This is a genomic window from Cupriavidus sp. 05T42 (assembly GCF_056396345.1).
The window spans coordinates 16,684-42,611 of sequence record NZ_JBFTLH010000020.1 but is presented as its reverse complement, the minus strand read 5'-3'; the positions used below and the strand labels follow the sequence as shown (position 1 = coordinate 42,611).

Below are 25,928 nucleotides of genomic sequence, written 5' to 3'. Positions count from 1 at the left end.
CGGCTCTGCGGCCGGTCCGCCCCTGTTACGCCTACCCGCTCCTAGGACTTGGTGATATCGAACACCACGTTCACCGGCGATGGGCCGAACGAGCCGTTCGGGACCACGCCGGACTGGTTGACGCCCGGCTTCGACCAGTCGCATACGCCGCTGGGGAAGATGGCCTGCAGGCGCGTCATCTCGGCGCCCGAGAACATCACCGTGTAGTCAGACGCCGCAATCGGCTTCAGCGTGCACTTGATGATGTTGCCCGCCACCGGTCCGCCCGCCGCGATGCGCGAGGCCGTCCACGAGGGGAACAGCCCGTTGCAGGTGGTGTTGCCGATGGCACTCAGCGTCTGCTTCTCGTTGACGAACGTCGCGGCGTCGCTCCAGCAGCCGTCCACCGCCGTGGCCGGCTTGTGGGTGACCACCTTGTCCTTCTGCGCGGTGGTCGTCACATCGGCCTTGTACGCCGCCACCCACTGGATGAAGGTGTTCCACGCCGTATCGGCCGGCACGGGATTGCCGCGCCACATCACGTGGTTGTTGCTGTCGCCGTTCGCCGCCACCATCCGCTCGCGCAGGGCGAAGTGGAAGTACTGGTAGTGGTAACCCGAGTMGTCGTTGTAGATACCCGTCACGTCGAACACGGGGATGCTCGCCAGCCCGCCGTTGGTGCYGATCTGCAGGCCGCTCTGCTGCGCCCGCAGGATAGCGCCGGGGTCGCCCGCGGTGCGATTGGTCACGTAGTTGGCATCCTGGTCATAGCCGCCAACCTTCTCGTTCAGGTCCAGGAACTGCGTGGTGGTGATCGCCCCGGTGTTCAACGCCGCGAGGCCGTACTGCACGCCCACGTTGTCGTAGGGCCTGAGCGCGAAGCCGGTGGCCTTGTCGACACCGTAGATGTTTTTCGCGGCATCGTAGACCGTGGGACGCACGCCGGTCTTGTTGTTGACCGGGTCATAGCGCACCGACGTCGGCACCACGCTGTTGAACACGCCGGAGTTGTAGCCCGCGTAGTCCACACGCGCCGGCACCGGATCGGTCCGGCCAGCCTGGTTGGCGGCGTCCTCGAAGGCCTTGCGGCTCTTGTAGCCGGTTACGGCCGCGATCTGCGCGTCTGTCAGCGCCGTTGGGAAGAGCGTGATGTAGTGCGTGATCAGGTGCCCATCAGACCCGGCGAAAGCAATCGACAGCGGGTCGGGGAAGGTGCACGAGATGAGCACGCCGTCGAACAGTCCCGGGATGCGGTCTGCCGGCTGCGTGCTGCCATAGGAGCCGCCCGAGCAACCCGCGCTCACCGTGAACGCCGGCACGCCGAAGCGTTCGATCGTGGCTTCCTTCKACATCATCGCCGCCTCGCTGGCCAGCACCGCGTTGCAGTTGTTCGACGCATGCTGGAGCGTGTTGGCGAACGTCGCATAGCCCTCGGCCAGCCGCTGCGTGTTCAACAGGCTGAAGTCGAAACCGGCGCTCTGGATGTTGCCAATCGCCCCGCCCTGGATATACCAGCCGCCGGGGCAGCCGAAGCCTTCCACGGCGATGAGGCGCCGGTTCCAGGCTTTAGGCGGCGAAGTCGGCGTGGGCGCGGATTCCGTCGTCGGGTCATGCAGGACGGCGTTCTGGTAGATACCGCGATCGACGGTGCCCGTTTCCACCCGTACGATGAAGGGCGCCTGGGTGCCGCTGAGCGTGGTGACCGTCGCCACGTCTGCGGGGCGTGTCCTGGTGTCGGTCATCGGCTTCAGTGCCCCGCCCTGCGTGGACTGGTAGAGATAGGTCACGCGCGTAGCCACGCTGCAGTTCTCGTCGAGCGGCGCGCCAAGCGTGGAGCCATCCGGCAACGCAAACGTGCTGGTCTGGCAGATGAACGGCGTCTGCCACGGCCCCGAAATCACCGGACCGGTGATCGGGTAGTTGGTCATCGTGATGGTCTTGGAAGCCTTGCCCACGCTAGCCGTGACGGAGTTCGTGCCATTCACGAGCCCGGTCAGCACGGCTTGCTGGTGGGAGGAATCGGTGGGGCTGGTCTTGAATTGGGCGCTGACGTCATTGCCGTTCAGCGAAACCTTGAGGGGGCGATCGTTGTTCACCGTGGTGGGCACGCCAATGTCGATCAGCGCATTGCCGCCGGTCACATAGTCGGGTTGCGACGAAAGCAGCTGGACGGTGGGCGCGATGCCCGGGTCATCATCCCCGCCTCCGCCGCACGACGAAAGGCCGATGAGCATAATGCCGGCGAGCGCAACGCCGAGCATTCTCCTGATGGATTTCATGGGGAGTCTCCTAATGTTTTTAATGTTCCAGACAGCCCTGTCATGGATCAGCTGCCTGAGGCCAGCTTAGGAGGCAGTTTTGGGCTTTACAACGGGCGTGCGAATTCGCAACGATGGCTTGAAAGAACTGCGCGCGTCTGTGATGTGAGGCACATTGTCTTGAGGCCTGGTGTGTAAGAACACCAAGAAACGTGATGCAGTGCGGGGTGGAATTCCTGCGCGGGTTGAAGTTTTGTGCGCTGTTTTTTACAACGCGGCGTCGACCATCGCGACAGCCAACCCCACGAGCAAGGCCACGGCCGAGCCGATAAACCAGCGCACCGTCTGCCGATATTCATCGACGGCGTCATCCTCGATGCGCAGCGCGCGAAACAGCGCCACGATCTGCAGCGCCACCGCGATCAGCAGTGCCGCAGCGGCGAGAATAGCGAGCGTGCCCCATCGCCCCGGTGTCTCGAGCCCCCAGAATTTCCAGAACGCCAGGGAGAAGCCAAGTAGGACCGTGATCGCCGTGATGATGCCTTGTCGGAATCCGGAAGGAACGACTTGCGGCGTGGGAGGTTTGGGCGGGGTGGACGCGGCGTCTTGCTGGGCGGGCGGTGGCAGGGTCATAGCTTGCCTTGTCTTCTGGGGCGCCCGTCGAGTATAGGTGCCGGGATCCACAGAATGCGAATCGTCTCATGGACTGGCGGGGTGGGATGGGGAAGACTGATCCGACTGAACAGCCCACCTCCCAGATCTAAGATGCGTATGTCCGAATCTAAACTGCCTTCGCCCGCCGGGACGACAACCGGTCCATCGAGCCGCGCGGCCAATGCCGAGGCCGTGCTGGCCGGCCTCGACGGGGTGCTGGAATTGCTGGAGAAGCAAAGCGAGACGTCCGAGCCTTCGTATAACGCTTACTGTTTGCTGGGACTGGTGCGGGGGAAGTTGGCGGAGGTGTTGCGGGACAAGGGGGAAGAATAACGGCGGCCGTCGTTGCAACGGCCGCCGCCTATCCAGCCAGCAAACGCTCAGCTCAAAGCGCCCCACCCACTCCAGTCCAATACGGATCCCGCCCGTAGTACTCATGGATCGTAGTCGCCCACTGCGGATCGGCCATGCCGGGCCAGCTGTCCTTGTTGAAGCCTGGGGCGTCCTTGATGCGGTCCGCGGTCAGGCCGAGGCGGAAGCATTTGGCGTCGGTGTCCATGACCAGGGCACTCCAGGGAATGGCGTGGAGGGTGTCGCCGATGCCGAGGAAGCCGCCGGTGCTCAGCACGGCGTAGGCCACGCGGCCGCGGGGGACATCGATCATGATTTCCGAGATTTCGCCGACGTGCTCGCCGTCGGACGAATAGACCTTGGTGTCGTCGAGGCTCGATGCGGCCATCACCTCGGGGCCGGGGCCTTCGCCCACGCCGGAGCCGACGATGCCGGCGCCCTGGCCGGAAGTGAGGGTGGGATCAGCGGTGTTCATCTGCAACTCCTTGCGTGGGGGTGTGGGACCCGTGATCCGCAACGAGCGTGCCGAGGGAGCGCCCGCCTTGCCGGGCGCGTGCAGCGGTCCGGGGCGGCGTGTCGCGCACCCTTTGCCGTCGCGGACAAATTACAAGCACCGGTAACTTGCCACGGCGTTTCTATATTAGAGAGCGCGCCGCACAAGTGGGGTGGCGGCGCGTGTGCTGGTACGGAACCTGCGCAGGCATGTGTTGCATCAACTTTCCCGCACCTTCCCCCGCACCTTCGCACTGCCTGACAGGAGACACGCATGGATCCGAACAACCTCAATCCACAGAACTCGAGCGCCGATGCATCCGCCGCGCGAGCCAACCTGCGCGCCGACACCAACCAGCTGGCCAAGGATCTCGACGATCTGCTCTCGCAGTTGCCGAATCTGACCGGCGAGGCCGTCGACGCCGCCAAGAAGACGTTTCTCTCCAAGGCGGAGCGCGGCTCGCAGGCGCTGGACTCGATCAAGTCGACGGTCAGTCACAACTGGCAGCAAGGCCAGGAGTGCGTGACCGAGTACGTGAACAAGCAGCCGATGCGCGCCATCGGCATGGCGCTCGGGATTGGCGTGCTGCTGGGCGCGGTGCTTTGCCGGCCGAGCCGGCACCGCTACGACGACTGACTAGCCGCCCGCGCTTCCCGCAACGACGCCAGCAGGATGTCCGCCAGCCGCTCCACCTCGGGCGGCATGATCGGCGCCGCCCGCAGCATGACCAGCGGTAGCGACGGCAGCCCGGGCAGGCCGGCCTCCCCGGCTGGCACCGCGCGCACGTTGGCAGGCAGGCCGTAGCGGGAACGCACGGTCAGCCCCAGGCCCGCGGCKGCGGCGGCCCACAGCCCGCCGAGGCTAGGGCTCGAGAACGCCAGGCGCCATGGAATGCCGGCGCGATCCAGCGCAGCCGTGGCTGCGGCGTGGAACTGGCATGGGCGGTCGAAGGCGATCAGCGGTAGCGGCTCGCCCGGTTCCCAGATCATCGGCGCCGTCGCGGAGCCGACCCAGCACATGGGCGGTTCGTCGATGGGCTCGACTGCGCGCTGGCCCAGCGCGTAGCCGGGGATGCCCGGATCGGGCGATCCCAGACCGCCATCGGACCAGATCAGCGCGAGGTCCAGCCGCCCGGTATCGATCCGCGCCAGCAGTTCGGCATTGCGCGCCACCACCGCCTCGATGCGCACCTTCGGGTGCGCGCGGGTGAACCTGCCGAGCACGTCGGGCAGCAGCCCTTCGCCAAATTCCTCCTGCAAGCCCAGTCGGATGCCGCCCGCCAGATCCACGCCGCGCACCGCCGCCGCGGCTTCGTCATTCAGGTCCACCAGCCGCCGGGCGTAGCCGAGCATGGCCTCGCCGGCCGCCGTCAGCGCCAGTCCGCGTCCGGATTTGCGGAACAGCGCCGTGCCGGCCTGCTCCTCCAGCTTCTTGATCTGCGCGCTAATGGCGGACGTGGAGCGCCCGACGCGATCCGCCGCCCGTGCGAAGCTGCCCAACTCCATCCCCGCCAGCAGGCTACGCAAGGCGGCGACGTCGAAATTCGTGCGTGACATCGATCATCCTGTTTTGTCGAACGATTGCTGAAGTATTTTCTGATATTCAGGATGAATTGTGGGTGAGAGACTCGGTCCGGTCAAATCATCGATCGGAAACCAGCCATGTCATCCCAGACCCTTGCCTCGGCGCCCGCGTCGACAAATCATCACTTCGGTGCAGGCCACCGCTGGAAAGTCCTCGGCGTGGGCGTCGCCGCCAATGCCAGCGTGATGGCCGGCGCCAGCGGCATTCCCACCACCGCCGTCTGGCTGCGGACGGGGTATCACTTCGACAACGCCGAGCTGGGCCTCGCCCTCGGGGCGCTCGGTTTCGGCGTCGCCCTGTCCGAACTGCCCTGGGGCGTGGCGGCGGACCGCTGGGGCGACCGCCCCGTGCTGCTCGGCGGCCTCGCCTCCACCGCCATCGCCCTGCTGGTCATGGCGCTGTGGCTCGCTCCGGCCGGTGGTCATGCGCCGCCGCTGGGCTGGCTGATGAGTGCGATGGCGGTCGTCGGGCTGTTGAGCGGGAGTGTCAATGGCGCGAGCGGCCGAGCCGTGATGCGCTGGTTCCGCGAAGGCGAACGCGGGCTGGCCATGAGCATCCGGCAGACGGCGGTGCCGCTGGGCGGTGGCATCGGCGCCCTCACGCTGCCGTGGCTCGCCTCGACGGTCGGCTTCACMTGGGTCTATGGATGGGTAGCGCTGCTGTGCGGCGTGTCGGCGTGGCTGACGTGGCGATGGCTGCATGAGCCGCCGGCGGCAGGCTGCGTGGCGTCACCGGCGTGCCGGGTTCCCACGGCGAATCCCCTGCGGCAACCGGGCATCTGGCGCATCGTCGCGGCCATCGGCCTGCTCTGCATGCCGCAGTTCGCGGTGCTGACGTTCGCGTCGATATTCCTGCACGACTTTGCGCACGCCGGGCTCGGCGTCATCACCGCCACCATGGTCGCCGTGCAGGGCGGCGCGATGGCCATGCGCGTATGGAGCGGGCGCTGGACCGACCGCCGTGGCAACCGTCGCGCCTATCTGCGCGGCTGCACGCTGGTGTCGGTGGCCGCCTTCCTGGTGCTGGCGGCCTGCGTCCAGGGCAGCGCCGGCAACGCCCACGGCCTGTGGATGGCCCTGCTGCCGGCGATGATCGCCCTCGCCGGCATCTGCGTCTCGGCCTGGCACGGCGTGGCTTATGCGGAGCTGGCGGCCATGGCCGGGGCCGAGCGCGCGGGCACGGCGCTCGGCATGGCGAATACCGCCGTGTTMCTCGGATTCTTCCTCACGCCACTAACCCTGCCGCACTGGCTCGCGGCCACCTCATGGCCGGTGGTCTGGGCCGGCACTGCTGTGATCGCGCTGATGGCGTGGCCGCTGTTTCCGGGAACGAAGCCCAGAATGTGAATCGCCCCCGGGGGACCGGGGGCGATTCACGATGCTGCGGGCTTACGATGCCAGCGAGGGCGAGATCCGGTTGTGGTCTTCGTCCTCCGGCTCCTCGTCCGGCCAGGAGCGTCCCACCATCCACTCGTACAGCGTCGGCAGCACGATCAGCGTCAGCATCGTTGCCGTAATCAGGCCGCCGATGATCACGATGGCCAGCGGGCGCTGCGTCTCCGCGCCAATCGCGCGCGAGATCGCCATCGGGAACAGGCCCAGCATGGCCAGCATCGCCGTCATCAGCACGGTCCGCAGCCGATCCATCGAGCCAGCCAGCACGGCCTCGCGCACGGAGAGCCCTTCATCGCGCAGCTGGTTGAAGTACGTCACCATCACCACGCCGTTCAGCACGGCCTGGCCGAACAGCGCGATAAAGCCGATCGCCGCCGAGACGGACAGCGGAATCCCGGTCAGGAACAGCGCGAACACGCCGCCGATCAGCGCGAACGGGATGTTCGAGATGATCAGCGTGGCACTCTTGAACGACTTGAACGCGTTGAACAGCAGCAGGAAGATCACCAGCACCGACAGCGGCACCACGATCGACAGCCGCGCCATGGCGCGCTCCTGGTTCTCGAACTCGCCGGACCAGCTGATCTTCACGTCCTCGGCGTTGACGTTCTTCTTCACCAGCGCCTGCATGTCCTTCACCACGCTACCCATGTCCCGGTCGTGGATGAAGATGCCGATCGACGTGGTGCGCTGGCCGTTCTCGCGGCTGATGTTCATGGCGCCCGAGGCGGCCCGGAACGTCACCAGTTGCGACAGCGGCACCTGCGCGCCATCGGCGGTCTGCATGAAGATGTTCGGCAGGTTCGGCAGTTCGCGCTCGCCCGCCTTCAGGCGCACGGCCACGCTGAAGTGGCGCTCGCCCTCCCACAGCTCCGTGGCGGCCTTGCCGGCCAGCGCGGTTTCCATCAGGTCCTGCACGTCGGCCACGTTGATGCCGTAGCGCGCCGCCTGGGCCCGATCGAACTCCAGCACGTACTGCGGCAGTTCGCCGTCGCGGTCGATGAACGCGCGCATCACGCCCTTGACCGACTGCACGTTCGCCAGGATCTGGTCCGCTACCTGCTTGTTCTGCTGCAGGCTGTCGCTCTGCACCTTGATCACGATCTGGCCCTTGATCTGGGAGATGCTCTCAAGAATGTTGTCGCGCACCGGCTGCGAAAAGTTCGGCTCGATGCCGGGCATCTGGCGCAGGTTGCGGTTGATTTCCTCGATGATCTTGCGCTTGTCGTAGCCGGCCCGCCACTTCTGGTCCGGCTTCAGGTCCACCAGGATTTCGACGGTGTTGATCAGCTTCGGATCCGTGCCGTCGTCCGGGCGGCCCACCTTGGAGATCGTGGTGTTCACCTCGGGCGTCTGGCGGATCACGGTCCGCAGCTTGCGCGCCTGGTCGCGGGCCTCATCCAGCGAGACCGACGCCGGCAGGTCGAAGCTGACCCACATCGAGCCTTCGTCCAGCTCCGGCAGGAACTCGCTGCCGAGGAACTTGCCCACGCCCACGGTGGCGACCAGCAAACCCAGCGCGATGCCAACMACCATCTTCTTGTGGTCCAGCGCCCACTTCAGCATCGGCTCATAGAGCCGCTTGCAGTGGCGCACCATGAAGTTGTCTTCGTGCGCGATGTTCTTCTTCAGCAGCAGGTGGCACAGCAGCGGCACCAGCGTCAGCGAGATGATCAGCGAGCCGATCAGCGCCCCGGTCACCGTATAGGCCATCGGCGCGAAGATTTTGCCCTCATGGCGCTGCAGCGTGAAGATCGGGATGTGCGCCGCGATGATGATCACCATCGAGAACACGGTCGGCCGGCCCACCTCGGTCGTCGCCAGCAGGATGGCGTTGAGCCGCGCCTTGTTGTCCTGGATCTGCTGCTCCTTCAGCTCGCCCAGCCGCTTGAAGATGTTCTCCACCACGATCACCGCGCCGTCCACGATGATGCCGAAGTCCATCGCGCCGAGCGACAGCAGGTTGGCCGGAATGCCCACCCAGGTCAGGCCGATGAAGGTGGAGAGCAGCGCCAGCGGAATCACCAGCGCCACGATGGCCGCCGCACGCACGTTGGCGAGGAACAGGTACAGCACCGCCATTACCAGCAGCGCGCCTTCCACCAGGTTGCCGAACACCGTGTGCAGGGTCTTGTCGATCAGCGTGGAGCGGTCGTAGTACGGCACGATCTTCACGCCCTTCGGCAGGATCGTGCTGTCGAGCAGGTCGATCTTCTGCTTCAGCGCGTCCAGCACGATCGACGGGTTCTCGCCCTTGCGCATCACCACGATGCCAGAGACGATATCGTCCTCGTCGTCCTGCCCCATCAGGCCCTGCGGCGGCGCCGAGCCCACCTTCACCTCGGCGATGCCCTTGACCAGGATCGGCGTGCCGTTCTTCTCGCTCACCACCACGTTGGCGATGTCCGCCGAGGTGCGGAAGCTGCCCAGTGAGCGCAGCAGGAACTGCTGCCGGCCATGCGCCACCGCGCCGCCGCCGGCGTTCGAGTTGCCACGCTGGAGCGCCGTGAACAGTTCGGACAACGAGATCCCGGCATCGCGCATCCGCGCCAGGTTCGGGTTCACCTCGTACTGCTTGATGCTGCCGCCAATCGTCACCAGGTCGGCCACACCGGGCACCTGGCGCAGGTTCTTCTCGACCACCCAGTCCTGCAGCGTGCGCAGTTCCTGCGGCGAATAGCCCTTGCCGGTCAGCCGGAAACGATAGATTTCGCCGATGGCCGTGGAGAGCGGCGCGAGGTCCGGATGCACGCCGTCGGGCAGGTCCACGCTGCGCAGCCGCTCGATGATCTGCTGGCGGGCGGTGACGTCGGTGGCCTTGTCGTTGAACGTGACCATCATGAACGACAGGCCGAACTGGGTGTGCGAGAACACCCGCACCGAGTTCGGCGTGCCGGCCAGGGCGGTCTCGATCGGGATCGTGACCTGCCGCTCCACTTCCTCGGCCGCACGGCCCGGGTAGAGCGTGATGATGTTGACCTGGATGTCGGAGACGTCCGGGAAGGCCTCGATCGGCAGGTTCTTGAAGGCGGCCAGGCCGCCGGCGACGAAGATGATCAGGCCGAGCCAGACGAACAGCTTCTGGTGCAGCGCAAAGTTGACGATACGGGAGATCATGTGTCCGCCATTCCCTTACTTGGCGGACGCGCGCGCCGCATTGACCGCCGTGGCGTCACGCAGGATGTCCTGCAGATAGAGGTTGCCGTCGGTGACCACCACCTCGCCGTCGGTCAGCCCTTCCAGCACCTCGGTCATGCCCGGCAGTGACACGCCGGTCTTCACCAGGCGCCGCTCGAACGTGTTCGTGCCCTTGCGGACGAACACGTAGTTCTTGTTGTCAGCCAGGAACACGGCCTTCGACGGCACCGCGATCCCCTTGAACGAGGCGGCCTGGAGGCGCGCCGTGACGAACATCTCGGCCTTCAGGCGGCGGTCCGCGTTCGGCACGGTCAGCCGCACCTTGATGCTGCGCGACGACGGATCCACGTAATCGGCGATCTTGACCACGGTGCCCTGGAACGTCTCGCCCGGATAGGCGGCGCTGGTCAGTTGCACCGTCACGCCCGGCTTGAACAGGCCGAGGTCCGCCTCGGCCGCATCCACCTGGGCCCAGAGCGTGGTCGGGTCGGTGATCAGGAACAGCGGCGAGCTGGGCGCCTGGTCCGGGCGCAGTTCCATGCCCGTGTTGATATTGCGCTCCACCACCAGGCCCTCGATCGGGCTGCGCAGCGCGAAGCGCTGGTTCACCGCATCGCCACCGGCGGCCGCGCCGTACATGCGCAGCGCCGCCTGCGTGCGTTGCTGGTCGGCGGCGGCACGGGCGCTATCGGCCTGCGCCTGCTCCAGTTCCTTCTGGGCGACGATGCCGGCGCCATACAGCTCGCGCTGGCGTGCCAGGGACTTGGCGGCCACGGCGCTGTCGGCGGCGGCCTTGCGGGCATCGGCCTGGGCCAGGCCATAGTCGGGCGAGGTCAGCGTCGCCAGCGGCTGGCCGGCCTTCACGGTCGCGCCGGGTTGCACGAGGATGTCCATCACGCGGCCCGCGAACGGGGTGGTCACGCGTACGGTCTTGTCCTCGTTCCAGACCAGCCGGCCCGGCAGGCTCAGCATGCGGTCGCCGCCCAGCTTCACCGGCTGGCCGACGATGCCGGGCAGGGTCTTCACCGACTCCGGAAACTGGATGGTCTGGCCGCTGACCTTGGGGTCGTCATCAGCCACGGGTGCCTCCTTCTTGCCACAGGCGACCAGCGCCAGCGCGCAAAGTGACCCGACGGCTGCCAGGCGGAGAGGACGGAACCACTGGGACGAAGACAGCATGTTATGGACGCGACGCATCGGTACGGACCTGGGGAAGCTTGTTGATATCGGAATTGGTAGCTTGCAGCGCGGTGCGGTAGGCGGCCAGCGCCTTGGCGTAGTTGCCCTGCGCCTCGACGGCGTCCACGCGGGTCTGGCGCAGCGCGCGGCGCGCGTCGAGCAGATCCAGCACGCCCGTGGCGCCCTTCGTGTACGCGAATTCGGCACTGTTCGCGACGGACTCGGCGGCCGGCAGCACGGCGGCCTGCATCTGTTGCAGCGTGGCGCGCGCGGCCTCTAGCTGGCTGCGCAGGCGCTCGATGTCGTTCTGCGCCTCCAGCAGGATGCGGTTGCGGTCGTCCAGCGCGGCGTAGTAATCCACCTCCGCGCGGCGGGCCTCGCCGCCATTGCTGTGCCGCACAAACAGCGGGATCGAGATGAACACGCCGTAGCTGTTGCCATCGCCATAGGTATTAGTGGGCGATTGCGGATAGTGCTCGGCCTGCGCGCCCACCGTCACATCGGGCACGCGGCCGGCGCGGGCCAGGTCGCGCGAGGCGGCGGCGGCGGCCAGCCGGGCTTCGGCGGCGGTCACGTCGGGGCGGCGTTGCAGCACGTCGGGGTCCACCGGCGGGACCGGGGTGTCCAGCGCCGGCCAGTCCGGCACGAGTCGGTTGTCGATCAGCGTGCCCGGCACACCGATGGCGGCGGCCAGGGCGGCCTTGTCGCTGGCGTGGTCAGCCTGGGCGTTGCGCAGGTCGCTCTGGGCGCGCAGCGTTTCCAGCTGGAGCTTGGTGACGTCGGCGCGGGAAATATCGCCGGCCTTCAGCCGGGTCTCATTGGCTTGCTGGGTGCGGGAATAGAGGCCGACGGTCTCGGTCAGCACTTCCAGCCGGGTCTGGCTGACCACGGCTTCGTACCAGGCCTGGTCCACCGCGCCGAGTTGCTGCGCCACGATGGCCTGGGTGGTCTCCCCGGCGGCGGCGCTGGCCTTGCGGGCTGCGTCCACGCGCAGGTTGCCCTTGTTGGCGGTTTCGATGACCTGATCGATGCGCAGCGTGGAATCCACCGTCTTGCTGCGCAGGCTGCCCGATCCCACCCCCGCATGCGGATTGATATTAGTGACACCGAGGCTCAGGACCGGATTCGGCCGTTGCGAGGCGATCTGGACATCGGCCTGGCTGGCTTCCTCGCCGCGCCGGGCGGCAATGATGTCGCGATTGCAGCGCTGGGCGTCAAGCCGCGCCTGGGCAAGTGTGAGCGTGGCCTTGGCCGGTGGCGGCACACAGGGGCCGTCTGGGGGCATCGGCTGGCTGGCGGCGTGGCCAGCAACGGCTGCCACGGCCAGCAGCACGGCCATGGCGGCGCGGGAAACTGAAAAATGCACGATCGGTCTGGCTCAATGTCACTTCGGTCTGACGTAAACGACCGTGCCAGCCGAACGGTGCACCGGGCGGGCGATTTTCTTTCATCGCTCCCCGGGAACCCGCTCTTTTAGCCGCGCTGCCTTGCCGCGCACGATCTCCCGTGCGCATTCAATCGCAATCTCATTACAAACGGCTTTCATCTTGTCGGCATTCCCACCCAAATTCGCCCAACGTGTGGGTCGGGAAAACACCGATTGGCGCTGCGCCCGGTTCAGGCGGAGGTGGCGGATGAGGCGGATGGCGCCGCTGGGCCCGGCGCTGCGGCGACGATCCGCAGCGCACGTTCGAGCACCGGGCGGTCCACCATCTTGCCGTCCACGGCGATGGCCGCGCCCTGCGCGGCGGCGGCTTGGTCCACCACGCGCCGTGCCCACGCCACTTCCTGGGCAGACGGCGCCAGCGCCGCATGCACGCCTTCCACCTGGTTCGGATGGATCAGCAGCTTGGCGCCGAAGCCGAAGCGGCGGCCCCGGGCGGTGTCGTCCGCCAGCGCCTCGGCATCGCCGATGGCGGTGCAGACCCCGTCGACCGGCGCCGGCAGCCCGGCCGCGCGCGAATGGAGTACCAACTCGCTGCGGAAGTGATGCAGCGGCTCGCCATCGTCGGCCACGTCGAGATCGAACATCAGGTCGATGCTGCCGAACACCAGCCGGGTGACGCCGGGCGCGCGCGCCACGTCGTACAGGTCGGCAAACCCGGCGGCGGTCTCCAGCAGGGCATGGCAGTGGGCGTCCGGCAGCTCGGCGTGGAGGGCGGCCAGCGCGGTGGCATCGGCCTTCGGCAGCATGATCTGGCGCACCTGATGCGCCCGGCACCAGGCGAGATCGTCGGCGAACCATGCGGTATCGGCGCCGTTCACGCGCACAAAAAGCTGCACGCCGCCGACCTGGGCGGCAGTCCGCAGGCCGCTCCAGGGGTCGGACAGCCCCGCGCGGGCCTCGGCCTTGGCATCGGGGGCGACGGCATCCTCCAGGTCGACAATGACCGCATCGGCGCCGGCCGACAGGGCCTTGCCGATGCGCTCGGGGCGGGAGGCGGGAACGAACAGGTAGCTGCGCGGTACGCGGGGGGTAGTCATGGTCGGCTCCTGATCAAACCACGCCGTCGGCGTGAAGTTGGGCCACTTGCGCGGCGGAACAGCCGATTTCCGACAGGATGGCATCGGTATGCTCGCCGACTGCGGGAATCGGATCCATGCGCGCATCGGTCAGGCCCGGCGGCAGCAGCGCCGGGATCTCGCCGACCGGCGACGCCACGGTGCGCCACCGCTCCCGGGCGGCCAACTGCGGGTGGTGCCAGACATCGGCCATGGTATTGACGTTGGCGTTGGCGATCTTGGCCTCCTCGAGCCGCTGCACCACCTGCTCCGCCGTCATATGCGAGAACGCTTCGACGATCCTCGCCCGCAACTGGGCCCGGTTGGCGCTGCGCAGGCTGTTGGTGGCGAACGCGGCATGCGTGGCCAGCGCCGGCTCGCCCAGCACGGTCTTGCAGAAGACCGACCACTCCCGCTCGTTCTGCAGCCCCAGCATCACGGTCTTGCCGTCGCCGGTCGGGAACGGCCCGTAGGGGTAGATGGTGGCGTGGGCGGCGCCTGCGCGCGGCGGCGGCTCGGCGCCATCGAACGCGTAGTACATCGGGAAGCTCATCCACTCGACCATCGACTCCAGCATCGACACGTCGATCCGCTTGCCGCGCCCGGTCTGGCCGCGCTCGATCAGCGCCGCCAGGATATTGCTATAGGCGTACATGCCGGCGGCGATGTCCGCCACCGAGGCACCCGCCTTGACGCCCTCCTCGGCCGTGCCGGTCACCGAGACGAACCCCGATTCGCTCTGCACCAGCAGGTCGTAAGCCTTCTTGTCGCGGTAGGGGCCGTCGCCGCCGTAGCCCGAGATGTCGCAGACAATCAGGCGCGGATAGCGGGCCGAGAGCGTCTCGTAATCCAGCCCGAGCCGGGCCGCCGCGCCCGGGGCGAGGTTCTGCACCAGCACGTCCGCGCGCTCCAGCAGCCCTTCCATCACCGGCGCGGCGCCGGGCGCCTTCACATCCAGCGTCAGGCTTTCCTTCGAACGGTTGGTCCAGACGAAGTGCGAGGACAGGCCGCGCACGCGCGTGTCGTAGGCGCGGGCGAAATCCCCCGGGCCGGGCCGCTCGATCTTGATCACGCGTGCACCGAGGTCCGCCAGCTGGCGGGTGCAGAACGGCGCGGCAATCGCCTGTTCGAGGGAGATGACGGTAATGCCGGCTAGGGGTCGGGTCATGGCGATGGGTCCGGGGGTGCTCGATGCCGCCAATCTACCCGCGCGCCCCGACTATGTGAAATAGGGATTGCCGAAGCCTCCATAAGTAGAATCAATACCCTCAACGAGACGACACCCGGCGAACGGGGCAGGAGGCAGCAGCGATGGACATCCGGGCAATGCGGTATTTCGTGGCGATCGTCGACCACGGCAGCCTGACGCGCGCCGCCGAGGTCGTGTGCGTGGCGCAGCCGGCGCTGAGCCAGCAACTGGCCGCGCTCGAGGAGGAATTCGGCGTGCCGCTGGTGCATCGCGGCGCCAAGGGCGTACGGCCGACCGAGGCCGGCAAGACACTTTATCGTCACATTCGCAATATCCTGCGCCAGGTCGAGATGGCCGGGGCGGACGTCCGGGTGGCCGGCTCGGAAATCTCCGGCAACGTCGCCATCGGCCTGCCGACCACGGCGGCGGCGGCCTTCGGCATGCCGCTGGTGCGGGCCGTGCGGCAGCGCTATCCGCAGGTGCGGCTGCAACTGTTCGAGAGCATGAGCGGCTATATCTCCGAGCTGCTGAACCAGAACCGGCTCGACTTCGCGATCCTGTTCCGCGACACGGCGTCGCGCGCTGTGGAGCCCGAACCGCTGGCCAGCGAACCGCTCTACCTGATCGGCACGCCGCCCGGGCGCGCCACCCGCTCGGCCACCATCGCACTGAAGGCCCTCGACGGCATGCCGCTGGTGCTGCCCAGCGGCTCGCAGGGCCTGCGCGAGGTGGTGGAGCGCAGCTGCGCCAAGGCCGGTATCGCCCTGAACGTGGTGGCGGACCTCGATTCGCTGCCCTTCCTGCTGGCCGCCGCCCGCGAGGGGCTGGCCTGCACGGTGCTGCCGGCGTCGTCGCTGGGCGAGAGTCCGGGCGCAGAAGGGAATGGGGATGGGGCTGGCGATGCCGAGGGGGGCATCGGGCGTCGCCTGATCCTGCCGGAGTTGCGCCGCACGCTGTCCCTGTGCTGGCCGCGCGCGCTGCCGCGTTCGAATGCGGCCGAAGCCGTCGCCGACATCCTGCGGGAGATCGTTGCAGCGCGCATCGCCCAGGGCGGCTCGCTGGCGCCGCCGCCCGCCCCTACGGCACCTGCCAGCCGATAAGAAATCCTTATGGCCATAGTCGGCGATTGAATTTCTCCTGCGCACCGGCCTCGGCTAGAGTGGGCGCCAGCATGGGCGGGACCGACATCCCAGATAACCGCCCGCCATAGGAGACAACAATGCTTCGCACCCTTCCCGCCTTCGCCGGCATGGCCGTGGCTCTCACGCTGGCCGCCGTGGGCAGCGCCCACGCCGACACCTATCCCAGCAAGCCCATCCAGATGATCGTGCCCCAGGCGCCGGGCGGCACCAACGACATCGTCGCCCGGCTGGTGGCCGCCGATCTGTCGCAGCGCCTGGGCCAGCAGGTGGTGGTCGAAAACCGTCCCGGCGCCGGCGGCAACATCGGCACCCAGGCCGCCGCGCGCGCCACGGCCGATGGCTACACGCTGCTGATGACCATCAGCAGCACGCAGGCGATCAACCCGTCGCTCTATCGCCAGATTCCGTTCGATCCGATCAAGGACTTCGAGCCGATCGCCCCCGTGGCGACGGTGCCGAACGTGCTGGTCGTGAATCCCGCGTTCCCGGCCAAGTCGATGGCGGAGCTGATCACGATGGCCAAGGCCAAGCCGGATTTCTATCGCTATGCGTCGGCCGGCAATGGCACGCTGAACCACCTGCTCGGCGAGATGCTGAACAGCATGGCCGGCATCAAGCTTGAACATGTGCCCTACAAGGGTGTGGCGCCGGCGCTGAACGACGTGCTCGGCAACCAGGTGCCGATGGCCTTCGCCAGCCTGCCCTCGGTGCTGGCCCATATCAAGGCCGGCAAGGTGCGGGCGCTGGGTGTGAGTTCGGCCAAGCGGTCGCCATTCGCGCCGGACATCCCGGCCATCAGCGAAACCGTGCCCGGCTATAGCGGCGATCTCTGGGTTGGCCTGTTCGCCGTGCGCGGCACGCCGAAGGCGGTGACGGAGAAGCTCGCCAAGACCTTGCAGGCCGCGCTGGCCGACGCACCGCTGCGCGACAAGCTCGCCGCGCAGGGCGCCGAGGTGCTCATCGGCACGCCGCAGCAGTTCTCGACCATGTTGCGTGCGGATATCGACAAATGGGGCAAGATCGTCAAGGCCTCGGGCGCCCAGGTCGACTGAACGGCGTTAGCCGTAGCCCCTCAGTCGCGGTCCTGCACCGCGCGCAGCAGCGTCAGCCGGGTCTTGCCGTCAGGCATGAAATGCGTGCCGAAGCGCACCAGCCCGGCGCGGCGCAGGTGGCAGGTCATCGTGAAACTCAGCAGCATCCCGGGCTCGGTATCGTCGATGTCGATATCGATGCCCCGGAGCCTCGGCTCGTAGCGCAGCAGCGTGGTTTCAATCTCCCGCTTGAGCGTGTGGGCCGACGCGGGCAGGTGCCGGTAGATGCGCGACAGGTCGCCCAGCCCATAGTCCGGCAGATGAGCCAGCCCGCCGCGCCGACTGTTCAGAATGCGCTGGATATTGTCCTGGACGGACAGGAAGGTCTGCGTCGCCAAATCGAATTCCTCGACCGGCACCCCATTCGCGAAATGCCCTGTCACGGCCTCGAACAGGCCCGGACCGCCGGCCATTACTGGCCAGCCTCATCGAATTCCAGCCCGATGCCGTCTGCGTCCGAGAAGGTCAGCCGCATCGTGGCCGGGGCGCTCGTCTCCGCTGTCTTGTTCCCCATTCTTATTAGCAGCTCGCGGGCCAGCACCGGCAGGATCTGCTGGTCGAGCAGGCTGTCGATATTGCGCGCGCCGGTGTCCGGCAACAGGCAGGCGGCGACCAGCGCGTCCACCAGCCCATTGTCGTAACGCAGCGGCACGCCGAACCGGCGCGCCACCCGCTCGCTCACCTTATCCAGCTTCATGCGTACGATTGTCGCCATCGGCCCGGCGGCCAACGGCCGGAACACCACGGTCTGGAAGCGCGCCAGCAGCGCGGGCTGGAAATGCTCGACCAGCGTCGGGCGGATCGCCTCCATCAGCATGCCGGGGGTCGCCGCGCCGCCGGCCTCGGTCACGGCGTCCGTGGCGGCCAGGATCTGGTCGCTGCCCAGGTTCGACGTCATCACGATCACCGTGTTGCGGAAATCGATCACCCGGCCTTCGCCATCGCGCATAAAGCCACGGTCGAACACCTGATAGAACAGGCTCAGCACGTCGCGGTGGGCTTTCTCGACCTCGTCGAGCAACACCACGCTGTAGGGGCGCTGGCGCACCGCCTCGGTCAGGACGCCGCCCTCGCCGTAGCCGACGTAGCCGGGTGGCGAGCCCTTCAGCTGCGACACCGTATGCGCTTCCTGGTATTCGGACAGGTTGATGGTGATCAGCGCCCGCTCGCCGCCGAACATCAGGTCGGCCAGCGCCCGCGCCGTCTCGGTCTTGCCGACGCCCGAGGGCCCCACGAGCAGGAACACGCCGATCGGCGCGTCCTCGGCCTTGAGCCCCGCCTTCGCCGCCCGCAGCCGCTTGCCGAGCGCTGCGAGCGCCTCGTCCTGACCCACCACCACGCTGCCCAGGTTGGCCTCCAGGTCCAGCAGCGTGGCCAGTTCGCTGGCCAGCAGGCTCTCGGCCGGCACGCCGGTCCAGTCTGCGATGACTTCGGCAATCGCGTGCTCATCCACCTCGGCGCGGATCAGGGCGGCCTGCCCGGCCGAACCCACCGCGCGGTGAGCGGCTTCGATCGATGGGGAGAGGTCCTGCCGCAGCGCCTCGTCCGCGGCCTGCCATTGGCGACGCAGGCCGAACAGGGTTTCCGTTGCGGCCTTCTGGGCGGCGAGCGTCAGCGTGAATCGGGCGAGGTCGCCGTCCAGCGCCTCCAGCCGGCTGTCGATGGCGCCGATCCGTGCGGCGTCACGGATGCCCGTGGCGCCCTCGTCCTGCGCCAGCGCAGCCCGCTCGGTCTCCAGCGCCGCGCGCTCGGCCTCGCACCGGGCGAAGGCAATCGGCGTGGCGTCCTGGCTCATGCGCACCCGCGCGGCGGCGGTATCGAGCAGGTCGACCGCCTTGTCGGGCAACTGGCGCCCGGTCAGGTAGCGGCGCGAGAGGCGCACGGCGGCGACGACCGCCGCATCGGTGACATGCACGTCATGGTGCCGCGCATAGCGCTCCTTGAGGCCGCGCAGCATCAGGCACGCGGCCGCGTCGTCGGGCTCGTCCACCTTCACCATCTGGAAGCGGCGTTCGAGTGCCGCGTCCCGTTCGAAATACTGCTTGTATTCGGACCACGTGGTCGCCGCGATGGTCCGCAGCTCGCCCCGCGCCAGCGCCGGCTTCAGCAGGTTGGCCGCGTCGGCGCCGCCAGCGCTGTTACCTGCCCCGATCAGCGTATGGGCTTCGTCGATAAACAGCAGGATTGGCGTCGGCGACTGCTGCACCGCCTCGATCACCTGCTTGAGCCGCTGCTCGAACTCGCCCTTGACGCCGGCGCCGGCCTGCAACAGGCCGAGGTCAAGCGTCAGCACACTGGTGTTGGCGATGATCGCCGGGACATCGCCCTCCGCAATACGCAGCGCGAGCCCCTCGACCAGTGCGGTTTTGCCGACGCCGGGCTCGCCCACGAGGATCGGATTGTTCTTACGGCGCCGCGCGAGGATGTCGATCATCTGCCGGATCTCGACATCACGGCCAAAGACCGGATCGATCTGCCCGGCACGGGCCTTGGCGGTGATGTCGATGGTGAAGCGGCCCAGCACCGGGTTGTCGGGGAGGTGCGCCACGGCCGGGGTGTCGGTCGGAAGGGGAAGGATCTCGGGCAGCCTGTGCGCCTCGCTCGATATCTGATCCAGCTCCGGCATCAGTCGTTCGATCTGCGCGGCGGAGATGCTGAGCAGCGGCCAGGCATCCGGCGCGCGCAGCCAATGCGGCGCTTCCACCAGCGCGGCGAGCAGGTGCGCCGAGCGAATGTCGGTGTCACCCGGTGCCGTCGCAGCGAGCGACGCACGCATCCATGCCGCCTCCAGCCACTGCCCCACGCGCGGCGAGAGCCCGGGCCGGCCGCGCAGGTCATGCGGCAGGCGGTCGATGGCGACGAGCAAGGCATTCCAGATGGCATCGACATCGATTTCATAGCGCCGCAGGATCGCCAGCAGGTCGCCCTCGCCCAGTTCGAGCAGCTTGATCAGCCAGTGCTCGACCTCGATGTCCCGGTGGGCGCGGGTTTCGCAAAGGCTGGCCGCCTCGGTCAGCGCGCGGGCGCAATGGGGGTTCAGGCGGCGCAGGAACGGGGAATGGTCGCGGGCAGTCATGAGGGAGGGATGGCGATGGGCGGGAAGAATGCGGGGTCGAGGGATGGGGCGGCCGGCGGCGCGGCCGAGGGGCCGGCGCGAGGCCGGCCCGACCTTACTCAGGCACGCTCGTTCCAACTATCGGCGTGGATGATGTTGCCGTCCTTGTACGACCAGGTGATCTTCTCGTAGCGCAGCTCGATGCTCTCGAGGTGGTTGTGCTTCTCGAAGGCCGGGCTCTTGATGTCGTGCATCTTCGGCGTGACGCCGACCACCTTGACGTTCTCGAGCTTGGTGTTGAAGTACTCCTTCTCCTTGCCGGCGTCGTCGATCTTGTACCAGCGAATCTCCACCGCCTTCAGCGTCTGGCCGCTGGAGACGGCCTTGTAGAGATACGGCGTCGAGGCGTCGGTCTCCTTGGTGAAGACGATCGGCTCGTGCACGCGCGTGCCGGTCAGCTTGCCGGTGTTGGCGTCCGTCGGGATCTTGACCGCGTGATCGAACGCCACCACTTCGACGCTGCCCTCGCGGCCCGAAACCGTGACCGAACCCTTGATGTCGGCGCCACCATCGTCCTTGATCCACATGTATGCGGGAATTGCCATTTACTTACTCCTTCTGCTGAAATGAACAGGCCGACTGGCCAGAAGTGACCCGATCGCCGTCACGGCAATCGGGAACAAGGGTAATTTCCACACGGCGATTGGCGGCGCGGCCCGCCTCCGTGTCATTGCCCGCCTTCGGGCGGGTGTCGCCGTAGCCTTGCGTCGCGAAATGCGTCAACGGCAAGCCGGCGGCATCGGCCAGCCAGTTGCGGACGGACACCGCGCGGGCCTCCGACAGGCGCAGGTTGCTGCGCGGGTTGCCGGTGGCATCGGTATGGCCAGCCACCAGCACGCGCTTGTCCGGATGCGCCCGGATCATTTCCAGCGCACCGATCAGCACGCGGTTGGAGCCGGGATTCAGGGTGGCGCTGCCGCTGCGGAACAGCGACAGGCTGTCCAGCTCGATCGTGGCCGGCGGCGGAGGCGGCGGGCGGTAGCCGGCGATCAGCGTGTCGATTGGCGCACGCAGCGCGGCCCCGCGATACAGACCGAGGCCGAGCCGCAGCGGCACGCCGTTGCGGGCGTGGCGGTCGAGTTCGTCCCGGTCGCGTTTGATGACCTTGAGCGCATCGATACGCGCGGCGTCCTGTGCCGGCGCCAACGCGCGATAGCGGTCCATATTGCCGGTGACGCGCGCCACCAGCGCCCGGTTCTGCCACGCCGAGGCGGCCGCAGCCGCGCAGAACGCCACCGCGAGCCACGCGAAGCCATGCGCCAGCGCACGTGGCAACGCGCGCCGCGCCGGCTGTCGACCGATGCCACGGATCAACGGGTCCGGCAGTGGGTAGCGACCGCTGCCGCCCTCTTGTGCCGGGCGGGCTCCGACCAGACCGGTGATGCGGGCCACGGCACTGGCAAACAGCGAGTTGTCGGCTGGCGTGCCGCATACCGCGATCGCGCCGACAGCGGCCACCTGCACCGGCCTTCCCGTACGGTGGCCGTCGCGGCTGTCGTCCCGTAAGCGCGGCAACAACGTCGATTGCACCCATCTGGCTAGCGCGTGCAGCCGATTAGCGCGAGACCAACGTGCGGCGCGGTCGGCCGGCTTGGCGGCGCGGGCGTACTGGTCGAGGCTCGCCGCGACTTGCGCGATCCATGCCTCGTCCGCCGGCATCGCTTCGCCAGACATACCGAACCATGGGCTTTCGTCCGGCGGACCCGCGGCGTCCTCGCCGTAGACCGCGATGCACACTGGCAGCGGATAGCCGACGGCGCGGCTCGCCTCGCCAATCGCGTGACGCAAACGGCCGAGGCGCGCGCTCAGCGTTGCGGCGTCTCGGATCCGGTCGGCGGCGGTCAGGCACACCACGGCGTCCGGGCCCTGCCCCTCGCGCCAGCGCTTCAGGGCATCCGCCACGTGAGCCAGCCGCGACGGGTCGCCCACACGTACCCAGATCGCGGACTCGGTGATACGGACCAATTCGTCGCCGAATGCCCGCACCAAGGCGCCGTCCGGCTCACCAACGGCGAGCACGAGCGGCGTATTCCGGCGCATGTCGCCGGGCAATGCATCGAGTGACGCGTTCACGGCGACCAGCACCGCCTGCGAGGCCTGACGGCCAGCACGCCCGCGCCGCGTGGCGACAATCATCGCCACCAACATCAGCGCCACGACGAACAGCCCCAACAGCAGATTCCACGTGGTCGACCACGGCGAGCTGAATCCGAGCCACGCCAGACAAAGCGCCGCGATCCAGCCGGCCAAGGTGCGATAGGGATAACCGGTCACGTCGCGCCCTTCAAACAGCCAGCCGCGCGATGGCCGCGTCGAGCCAGCGGTCCAGCGCCAGATAGACCAGCCCGGCGCCAACGAGCGCCAGCACCACCCATGCAATCGGCGAGATGCGCCAGCCGGCGCGTGCCTTGCCGTGGGTGACAATGACCGGCCCGTTGCCCTGGTCGAGCCCCGCGCGCGCCAGTCGCTCATCGAGCGCGCGCAGCAATGCGGCGCGGTCCGTGGCGCCGTTCAGGGCGAATCGCCCCTGGAAGCCCAGCCCAAGCACCACATGGAAGACCGCGAGCAACGGCAGCACCGGTTGGGGCGCTGCGAGGCGCCGTTCGATGCGGTCGATCAGCGCGTCACCCGCGTCGTGACTCTGGAACTCCTTGACTTGCAAGGGCTCGTGCTCCCACTCGTCCCGGCTCGCCCCTTCCAGGTGGCGGAGCGCGAACTCGTCGATCAGCGCGCATTGCGCATAGATCGCGTCCTCGACGACATCCGGGGATTGCCCCGCCGCCCGGAGTTCCTCACGCAGCCGGGCGATATGGCCCAGGCACGTTTCACGGAACGCCGCGAAGGTCACGGGCCTGTCCCCKCCGGCCAGCGAAGCGACAGTCAGGGCCGTATCGCGTAGCGCGAGCGGAAAGATCGGAAGCGAAGTTGTCATGCCGGCAATACCGCGAAGAGTTCGAGCGAGACGTCCGGCACGGAAGCCGGCACATAGAACTGGCACGCCCGCGCGTCGAGCATGCGCCGGAACGCCGGGTGGGCACTGTCAAGCGCGAAGTACTGGTTTTCGATCCGCACGGGAATGGCGGCAGGCAGGCGCGACATCGTCCGCAACGGAATGCCGGGCAGCGCCGAGTTGACGATCTGCGAGACTTCATCCGGCGCCCCCGCCTTGCAAAGGCGCGGCAGTTGTTCGAGCAAGGCGTGCGCGGGCATGCCCGCCTGCACCGACAGGTAGTACTCGGTGCCCTCGACCAGGCGCTCATCGAGGATCTTGCCGTCCCAGATCGTGGGCCGCAGCCGTTCCAGCGCGACCGGCACGACGCGTGACGGCACTACCGCATCCACCAGCCGTCGAATCATCGACTCCAGTTCCGCGAACACGGGCTCCGGCGCCATGTGGTCGTAGGCTGGAATGGCCTGCAGGGTCTCCGTGGTCGAGAACGTCAGCAGCGCGCCCGCCAGCCGGGCCAGCACACGGTAGAGTTGCTCGGGATGCTGCTGCGGGGCCGCGCGCAGCCGCGCCAGCTCCGGCCAGGCACTGTTGACACTGTGCAGCAGCCAGAACAGTGCCACATCGGCCACGGCGTAATCGGCCATCTGGTCGGAACGCTCGCGCCGGCGCACGCCCAGGCTCGCACTCTTTGCGCTGAGGATGGTCGACAGCCGTGCCATGCGGGCGGTCAGCTGCTCGCTTGCGGACAGGAACAGGCTTGGCGGCACGTAGGCCGGATCGAGTTCGATCTGGCCCTGCGGCGTCCGGATAAGCCGAGCGATCGGGCAGGTCACGTAGTCGCCTTGTGCCTCGCCGTCGAACAGCAGGGCCAGTGCGTGACGTTCGACGCTGATTTCCTCCTTGCCCTCACCGTGCAGGTCGGCGACCTCCAGGTACTCACGCACGAAGCGGCGTGGCCGCGCCGGCCGTTCGCCATCGTCGACGCAATTGCCACCCAGCGCGTCCATCAGCGGCAGCCCGATCAGGACCACCGCCGAGTCTGCACCGGCCGGCAGATCGGCCAGATCGCGCGCGGGAGGCGTCCGGTCGGCCGTCTCCGTGTCGATCACGGTGCCATCCGGCAGGCGTGCGGCAAGCGAACTCACCGCCAGTCGATTCACTGTCAGTGCCTGGGAATCGATGACGACGCGCACGACGCCCCATGGTTCCGGGGTGGCGATACGCGCAATCTGCTCGCCGGCGTGGCGCTCCCATAGCGCCTGCTGCTGGAAATGCTGCGGCGTCATAAAGATGCCCTGCGCCCACAGCGGTCTTGTGATCTTCATGGTATCGGGCCGATTCCGCTTCAGTTCTTCGCCTTGGGCATCTGCGAGACGAGCGACAGGTTGATGTCCATCCCCTCGATCTGGAAATGCGGCACGATGAACAGCTTCACGCGGAAGAAGCCCGGGTTGTCTTCGATATCCTCGACAATGACCCGCGCGTCGCGCAGCGGGTGCGATGCCTGCAGTTCGTCGCCCGGATCGGTCATCTCGGTCACGAGCGTCTTGATCCAGCTGTTCAACTCCAACTMGAGGAGGCGGCGGTCCTTGGTGGTGCCGATGTTCTCGCGCTGGATCAGCTTCAGGTAATGCGCAATGCGCGACAGCAGGAAGATGTACGGCAGGCGCGCGTTGACACGACTGTTGGCGGTGGCTTCCTTGGTGTCGTACAGCGCCGGCTTCTGGGTCGAATGCGCCGAGAAGAAGCACGCGAAATCGTGATTCTTGTAGTACGACAGCGGGATGAAGCCAAGGTTGGCGAACTCGAACTCGCGCGTTTCCGGAATCAACACCTCGGTCGGGATCTTGGCCTGGTTGCCGGTGCCCAGGTCATAGAGGTGAATCGGCAGGTCCTCGACCAGACCGCCAGCCTGCGGCCCCCGGATCTGCACGCACCAGCCGTTCTTGATGAAGCTCTGCACCATGTTCGCGGCGAACGAGAACGATGCATTGGCCCAGAGGTAACGGTTGTGATCCGGCCCCTTGACGGCTTCCGTATAGTTGAACGCCCGGACCGGCACGGTTTCCGGACCGTACGGCAGGCGCGCCAGGAAGCGGGRCAGCGTCAGGCCGATGTAGCGCGCGTCGTCGGACTCGCGGAAGCTCTTCCACTTCAGGTATTCGGCGCGGTCAAAATAGTTGCCGATGTCGCGGATCGCGGCCACGTCCTCCATCGACGTCTTGCCGAAGAACTCCGGCGCCACCGCGCCGACGAACGGCATGTGCGCGGCCGCCGACACCTTCGAGATATTGCGCAGCAGGGCGATGTCCTGCGGGCTGCGGTCGAACGCGTAGTTCGAGATGATCGAGCCGATCGGCTCGCCGCCCGGCGTGTCGTACTCCTGGATATAGGTGTGCAGGTACAGGCCGCTCTGGATCACCTCGGGGGTGTCCTCGAAGTCCTGGCGCAGCGCTTCCTTCGAGACATCGAGCACCTCGATCTTCACGTTCTTGCGGAAGTCAGTGCGATCGACCAGGAACTTCAGGCCGCGCCAGGCCGATTCGATCTCCTGGAACGTCTCGTGATGCATGATCGCATCGAGCTGCCGGCTGATCTTCTCGTCCAGATGGGCGATGTGGAAGTMGAGCAGGCTCTTGTCGAGCCGGTCCACCTGCTGTGACGAGTCCTGAATCATCTTCAGGAACACGTGCATGGCCTGCGCCACGCGCTCGTCGAGCGACGATTCGGACAACGCATCGGCGCTCTGGAACGACTCCACCGGCCGCGTGCTGCGGACCGGCGACAGGTTGATCTTCTCGCAGAGCGCCTCATAGACGCTCTTGCCCGGTGCGTCGAGGACGGCGGCAGCGGCGGCGCTATGGGTACGTGCGGACAGTTCGTGCTTCTTTTCCATGGGGAAAATCCTC

21 protein-coding genes are annotated in these 25,928 nt (G+C 67.4%); 5 read left to right on the top strand and 16 right to left on the bottom strand.

Translation table 11 applies throughout. The features are described from left to right. Positions 1-41 precede the first annotated feature (41 nt). Positions 42-2,258, bottom strand: coding sequence for a DUF6351 family protein (locus tag AC1EJR_RS22310; protein WP_477147559.1), 2,217 nt, complete (start codon positions 2,256-2,258; stop codon positions 42-44). 246 nt (positions 2,259-2,504) lie between these two features. Then, the gene (locus tag AC1EJR_RS22305) at positions 2,505-2,870 is read right to left on the bottom strand and encodes a hypothetical protein (protein ID WP_092293461.1); all 366 of its coding nucleotides are present in this window, start codon (positions 2,868-2,870) and stop codon (positions 2,505-2,507) included. Positions 2,871-3,002: 132 nt separating this feature from the next. Here AC1EJR_RS22305 and AC1EJR_RS22300 point away from each other — a divergent pair, with 132 nt between their 5' ends. Continuing rightward, positions 3,003-3,224, top strand: a complete 222-nt coding sequence (locus AC1EJR_RS22300) for a hypothetical protein (RefSeq protein ID WP_477113728.1) — start codon at positions 3,003-3,005, stop codon at positions 3,222-3,224. A 52-nt stretch (positions 3,225-3,276) separates the two neighbouring features. Here the strand turns inward: AC1EJR_RS22300 and AC1EJR_RS22295 are convergent, their stop codons facing one another. Beyond that, positions 3,277-3,717, bottom strand: a complete 441-nt coding sequence (locus AC1EJR_RS22295; RefSeq protein WP_092293471.1) for a PRC-barrel domain-containing protein — start codon at positions 3,715-3,717, stop codon at positions 3,277-3,279. 291 nt (positions 3,718-4,008) lie between these two features. On the opposite strand from AC1EJR_RS22295, the gene AC1EJR_RS22290 reads away from it, so the two are divergent. Then, complete coding sequence (locus AC1EJR_RS22290) at positions 4,009-4,371, top strand: ElaB/YgaM/YqjD family protein (protein ID WP_092293473.1); 363 nt, start codon at positions 4,009-4,011, stop codon at positions 4,369-4,371. On the opposite strand, the gene AC1EJR_RS22285 is transcribed toward AC1EJR_RS22290, so the two are convergent. Next, complete coding sequence (locus tag AC1EJR_RS22285) at positions 4,359-5,291, bottom strand: LysR substrate-binding domain-containing protein (RefSeq protein WP_092293475.1); 933 nt, start codon at positions 5,289-5,291, stop codon at positions 4,359-4,361. The genes AC1EJR_RS22290 and AC1EJR_RS22285 overlap by 13 nt on opposite strands. Before the next feature lie 105 nt (positions 5,292-5,396). Between AC1EJR_RS22285 and AC1EJR_RS22280 the strand changes: the two genes are divergently transcribed. Beyond that, complete coding sequence (locus AC1EJR_RS22280; RefSeq protein WP_477147558.1) at positions 5,397-6,665, top strand: MFS transporter; 1,269 nt, start codon at positions 5,397-5,399, stop codon at positions 6,663-6,665. 42 nt (positions 6,666-6,707) lie between these two features. On the opposite strand, the gene AC1EJR_RS22275 is transcribed toward AC1EJR_RS22280, so the two are convergent. The 5 genes from AC1EJR_RS22275 to AC1EJR_RS22255 all read right to left on the bottom strand — a co-directional run bounded on the left by AC1EJR_RS22275 (position 6,708) and on the right by AC1EJR_RS22255 (position 14,700). Continuing rightward, positions 6,708-9,830, bottom strand: a complete 3,123-nt coding sequence (locus tag AC1EJR_RS22275) for an efflux RND transporter permease subunit (RefSeq protein WP_092293479.1) — start codon at positions 9,828-9,830, stop codon at positions 6,708-6,710. A gap of 15 nt (positions 9,831-9,845) precedes the next feature. After that, positions 9,846-11,030 (bottom strand): efflux RND transporter periplasmic adaptor subunit, encoded by a 1,185-nt coding sequence (locus AC1EJR_RS22270; RefSeq protein WP_369823404.1) that lies wholly within the window; start codon positions 11,028-11,030, stop codon positions 9,846-9,848. A 1-nt stretch (position 11,031) separates the two neighbouring features. After that, on the bottom strand, positions 11,032-12,369 hold the full coding sequence (locus tag AC1EJR_RS22265; protein WP_092293483.1) for a TolC family protein: 1,338 nt from the start codon (positions 12,367-12,369) through the stop codon (positions 11,032-11,034). A gap of 278 nt (positions 12,370-12,647) precedes the next feature. Then, positions 12,648-13,514: an HpcH/HpaI aldolase/citrate lyase family protein gene (locus AC1EJR_RS22260; protein ID WP_092293485.1), complete on the bottom strand. Its 867-nt coding sequence runs from the start codon at positions 13,512-13,514 to the stop codon at positions 12,648-12,650. A gap of 13 nt (positions 13,515-13,527) precedes the next feature. Beyond that, positions 13,528-14,700, bottom strand: coding sequence for a CaiB/BaiF CoA transferase family protein (locus AC1EJR_RS22255; protein ID WP_441591361.1), 1,173 nt, complete (start codon positions 14,698-14,700; stop codon positions 13,528-13,530). 143 nt (positions 14,701-14,843) lie between these two features. Between AC1EJR_RS22255 and AC1EJR_RS22250 the strand changes: the two genes are divergently transcribed. Further along, complete coding sequence (locus AC1EJR_RS22250) at positions 14,844-15,821, top strand: LysR substrate-binding domain-containing protein (protein ID WP_441591360.1); 978 nt, start codon at positions 14,844-14,846, stop codon at positions 15,819-15,821. Positions 15,822-15,940: 119 nt separating this feature from the next. Then, entirely contained in the window at positions 15,941-16,915 is a 975-nt protein-coding gene (locus AC1EJR_RS22245) for a Bug family tripartite tricarboxylate transporter substrate binding protein (RefSeq protein ID WP_477113727.1), read from the top strand. A gap of 20 nt (positions 16,916-16,935) precedes the next feature. Here AC1EJR_RS22245 and tssE read toward each other — a convergent pair whose 3' ends face one another. The 7 genes from tssE to tssC form a co-directional block, all read right to left on the bottom strand. Continuing rightward, complete coding sequence (gene tssE / locus AC1EJR_RS22240) at positions 16,936-17,367, bottom strand: type VI secretion system baseplate subunit TssE (RefSeq protein ID WP_092293493.1); 432 nt, start codon at positions 17,365-17,367, stop codon at positions 16,936-16,938. Then, complete coding sequence (gene tssH / locus AC1EJR_RS22235; protein ID WP_477113726.1) at positions 17,367-20,030, bottom strand: type VI secretion system ATPase TssH; 2,664 nt, start codon at positions 20,028-20,030, stop codon at positions 17,367-17,369. The genes tssE and tssH overlap by 1 nt, the downstream gene beginning before the upstream one ends. Positions 20,031-20,128: 98 nt before the next feature. After that, positions 20,129-20,614 (bottom strand): Hcp family type VI secretion system effector, encoded by a 486-nt coding sequence (locus tag AC1EJR_RS22230; RefSeq protein ID WP_092293497.1) that lies wholly within the window; start codon positions 20,612-20,614, stop codon positions 20,129-20,131. 4 nt (positions 20,615-20,618) lie between these two features. Next, complete coding sequence (locus AC1EJR_RS22225) at positions 20,619-22,343, bottom strand: OmpA family protein (protein WP_477113725.1); 1,725 nt, start codon at positions 22,341-22,343, stop codon at positions 20,619-20,621. Positions 22,344-22,353: 10 nt separating this feature from the next. Beyond that, complete coding sequence (locus AC1EJR_RS22220) at positions 22,354-23,001, bottom strand: DotU/TssL family secretion system protein (RefSeq protein WP_477113724.1); 648 nt, start codon at positions 22,999-23,001, stop codon at positions 22,354-22,356. Next, on the bottom strand, positions 22,998-24,344 hold the full coding sequence (gene tssK / locus AC1EJR_RS22215) for a type VI secretion system baseplate subunit TssK (protein ID WP_092293501.1): 1,347 nt from the start codon (positions 24,342-24,344) through the stop codon (positions 22,998-23,000). Before tssK ends, AC1EJR_RS22220 begins: the two co-directional genes overlap by 4 nt. Positions 24,345-24,364: 20 nt before the next feature. Next, on the bottom strand, positions 24,365-25,915 hold the full coding sequence (tssC, locus tag AC1EJR_RS22210; protein ID WP_477147557.1) for a type VI secretion system contractile sheath large subunit: 1,551 nt from the start codon (positions 25,913-25,915) through the stop codon (positions 24,365-24,367). Between the last annotated feature and the right edge of the window lie 13 nt (positions 25,916-25,928).

Bases quoted from the DNA above. Each gene is read 5' to 3' on its own strand.
- AC1EJR_RS22230 (WP_092293497.1), bottom strand. From the start codon at position 20,614: ATGGCAATTCCCGCATACATGTGGATCAAGGACGATGGTGGCGCCGAC.
- AC1EJR_RS22250 (WP_441591360.1), top strand. From the start codon at position 14,844: ATGGACATCCGGGCAATGCGGTATTTCGTGGCGATCGTCGACCACGGC.
- AC1EJR_RS22270 (WP_369823404.1), bottom strand. From the start codon at position 11,030: ATGCTGTCTTCGTCCCAGTGGTTCCGTCCTCTCCGCCTGGCAGCCGTC.
- AC1EJR_RS22290 (WP_092293473.1), top strand. From the start codon at position 4,009: ATGGATCCGAACAACCTCAATCCACAGAACTCGAGCGCCGATGCATCC.
- AC1EJR_RS22305 (WP_092293461.1), bottom strand. From the start codon at position 2,870: ATGACCCTGCCACCGCCCGCCCAGCAAGACGCCGCGTCCACCCCGCCC.
- AC1EJR_RS22265 (WP_092293483.1), bottom strand. From the start codon at position 12,369: ATGGCCGTGCTGCTGGCCGTGGCAGCCGTTGCTGGCCACGCCGCCAGC.
- AC1EJR_RS22260 (WP_092293485.1), bottom strand. From the start codon at position 13,514: ATGACTACCCCCCGCGTACCGCGCAGCTACCTGTTCGTTCCCGCCTCC.
- AC1EJR_RS22255 (WP_441591361.1), bottom strand. From the start codon at position 14,700: ATGACCCGACCCCTAGCCGGCATTACCGTCATCTCCCTCGAACAGGCG.
- tssK (WP_092293501.1), bottom strand. From the start codon at position 24,344: ATGAAGATCACAAGACCGCTGTGGGCGCAGGGCATCTTTATGACGCCG.
- AC1EJR_RS22295 (WP_092293471.1), bottom strand. From the start codon at position 3,717: ATGAACACCGCTGATCCCACCCTCACTTCCGGCCAGGGCGCCGGCATC.
- tssH (WP_477113726.1), bottom strand. From the start codon at position 20,030: ATGACTGCCCGCGACCATTCCCCGTTCCTGCGCCGCCTGAACCCCCAT.
- AC1EJR_RS22300 (WP_477113728.1), top strand. From the start codon at position 3,003: ATGCGTATGTCCGAATCTAAACTGCCTTCGCCCGCCGGGACGACAACC.
- AC1EJR_RS22245 (WP_477113727.1), top strand. From the start codon at position 15,941: ATGCTTCGCACCCTTCCCGCCTTCGCCGGCATGGCCGTGGCTCTCACG.
- tssE (WP_092293493.1), bottom strand. From the start codon at position 17,367: ATGGCCGGCGGTCCGGGCCTGTTCGAGGCCGTGACAGGGCATTTCGCG.